The organism is Tahibacter caeni (assembly GCF_024609805.1).
In the GTDB taxonomy this organism is placed as follows: Bacteria; Pseudomonadota; Gammaproteobacteria; order Xanthomonadales; family Rhodanobacteraceae; genus Tahibacter; species Tahibacter caeni.
This window is the reverse complement of the sequence record NZ_JANFVR010000483.1, coordinates 1-2,633: the sequence shown is the minus strand read 5'-3', so window position 1 is coordinate 2,633 and position 2,633 is coordinate 1. Positions and strand designations below refer to the sequence as shown.

2 protein-coding genes are annotated in these 2,633 nt (G+C 67.7%); both read left to right on the top strand.

What is annotated here, in order from left to right:
* The first annotated feature begins 202 nt into the window (after positions 1-202).
* Complete coding sequence (istA, locus tag NON22_RS22920) at positions 203-1,789, top strand: IS21 family transposase (protein ID WP_257389305.1); 1,587 nt, start codon at positions 203-205, stop codon at positions 1,787-1,789.
* Positions 1,783-2,541, top strand: a complete 759-nt coding sequence (istB, locus tag NON22_RS22915; RefSeq protein WP_257389304.1) for an IS21-like element helper ATPase IstB — start codon at positions 1,783-1,785, stop codon at positions 2,539-2,541. Before istA ends, istB begins: the two co-directional genes overlap by 7 nt.
* The last annotated feature ends 92 nt before the right edge of the window (positions 2,542-2,633 follow it).

Below are 2,633 nucleotides of genomic sequence, written 5' to 3'. Positions count from 1 at the left end.
ACTGCGTATTTCGGCCGATCGTGACCGACCATTTCGGTAAGGCATGACCGGTTGTTTCGGTAAGGCGTGACCGCTCATTTCGGTTGATCGTGACCGATTTTGGCGGGGTTCCGAGATCATCGGTCACGGCTTACCGAAATGCGGGGTTCGTTGTGCATGACTTCAACGCCTCGGCATCCTGCCCGCTTTTTCGGGGGCCAGGATGCCGACACCGCGGGTAGCTATGCGCAAGATCAAGGAATGTCTCCGGCTCAAGCTCGAGTGCGGCCTGTCGAACGAACAGGTGGCGCGGGCCCTGGGGCTGTCGAAGGGCGTGGTGGGCAAGTACGTAGTGCGGGCGCGGCTGCGGGGCCTGGACTGGGCGGCGCTGTCCGGAATGGACGAGCGCGGCATCGAGGCGGAGCTGTGTCCGCCGGTGTCGGGGACACGGGGCGAGCGGGCGCCGATCGATCTGGCGTGGGTGCACCGGGAACTGCGGCGCAAGGGCGTGACCCTGCAACTGCTGTGGCAGGAATATCAGGAGGCCCAAGCCGGCCACCCGACCTACCAGTACACGCAGTTCTGCCAGCGTTACCACGATCACGCCGCGTCGTTGCGGCGCTCGATGCGGCAGGTGCATCGGGCCGGCGAGAAGCTGTTCATCGACTATGCCGGACCGAGGGTGCCGATCGTCGACCCGGACACGGGCGAAATGCGCGCCGCGCACATCTTCGTCGCCGTGCTCGGCGCGTCGAACTACACCTACGCCTGCGCGACCGCGGGCGAGACCCAGGGCGATTGGCTGCGCGGTTTGACCCAAGCGCTCCAGTTCTTCGGTGGCGTGCCGGCCCTGGTGGTACCGGACAATCCGCGGGCGATGATCGCGCAGCCCGATCGCTACGACCCGGAGCCGAACCTGGCGGTGATGCGGTGCGCCGAACACTTCGGCACCGCGATCTTGCCGGCCCGGCCGCGGCACCCGCAGGACAAGGCCAAGGTCGAGGTCGGCGTGCAGGTGGTCGAGCGCTGGATTCTCGCGCGCCTGCGCCATCAGGTGTTCTTCTCGCTCGCCGCGCTGAACCACGCGATCGCCCAGTTGCTGGTCGATCTGAACACCCGTCGCTTCAAGAAGCTCGACGGCTGTCGCCGCGACTGGTTCGAGACGGTCGACCGGCCGGCGCTGATGGCGCTGCCGCCAACCCCGTTCGAGCACGCCCGCTTCAAGCCGTGCCGGGTCAACATCGATTATCACGTGGAGATCGACGGGCACTATTACAGCGTGCCGCATCCGCTGGTGCGCAAGTCGGTCGAAGCCCGCATCACCGACTACACCGTCGAGATCCTGCACGGCGGCCAGCGCGTCGCCAGTCATGCGCGCTCTCTGGCCAAGGGGCGGTACACCACCGTGGCCGAGCACATGCCGGCGGCGCACCGCGCGCATCTGGAGTGGACGCCGACCCGCTTCCGACGATGGGCGACCGACATCGGGCCGTCGACGCACGCGCTGGTCGATCACCTGCTCACCGACCGGCCGCATCCGGAGATGGGCTATCGCAGCTGCCTGGGCTTGTTGTCGTTGGCGCGGCGCTACGGCCACGCGCGGCTGGAGGCCGCCTGCACGCGCGCCTTGGCGATTGGCGCGCGCACGCGCAAGTCGGTGCTGTCGATCCTGCAAGGCGGCCTCGACCAGCAACCGTTGCCCGCCGTCCCCGCGCAAGCCGACTGGATCAGCCCCGACCACGACAACCTGCGCGGCCCGGCCTACTACCTCGTTCCCCCCGACCACCCACTGAAGGAGATTGCATGCTGACGCATCCCACCCTCGACCAGTTGCGCGCGCTCAAGCTCGACGGCATGGCGCGCGCCCTGGAGGAACAGCGCACCCAGCCCGTCTGCCAGGACCTGGCGTTCGAAGATCGCCTGGGACTGCTGGTCGATCGCGAACGGCACTGGCGCGACAGCCGGCGCCTGGACCGACTACTGCGCGCCGCCAAACTCAAGCATGGCGACGCGTGCCTCGAAGACGTGCACTACAGCCCGGGCCGCGGCCTCGACAAACGCCTCGTCGCGATGCTGTCGGCCGGCGACTGGATCCGCCAGGCCCAAAGCCTGCTCCTCACCGGCGCGACCGGCGTCGGCAAGACCTGGCTCGCCTGCGCCCTGGGCCAACACGCCTGCCGCCAGGGCTTCCCCGTGCTGTACCAGCGCGTGCCGCGCCTGACCGAGGCGCTGCGCATCGCGCATGCCGACGGCAGCTTCGGTAAATTGCTCGCGCAACTGGCGCGCATCGAGGTGCTGATCCTCGACGACTGGGGCATGACCCCGCTCGATCAGGCCGCGCGGCACGACCTGCTCGAAGTCATCGACGACCGCACTACCAGCAAGTCCACGATCATCACCAGTCAGCTGCCGATCGAGCACTGGCATGCTTGGCTCAACGACCCCACGGTCGCCGACGCCATCCTCGACCGGCTCGTGCACCGCTCGCACCGCATCGCCCTCAAGGGCGAATCGCTGCGCAAGAAACAACCCGAGAAGCCGAAGAACGACGACGCATCGTGACCGCCTCGGTTACCATCTGACCAACGCGCAACACCCCGCAGCCCCCGGTCACGATCAACCGAAACGGCCGGTCACGATCGGCGAAATACGCA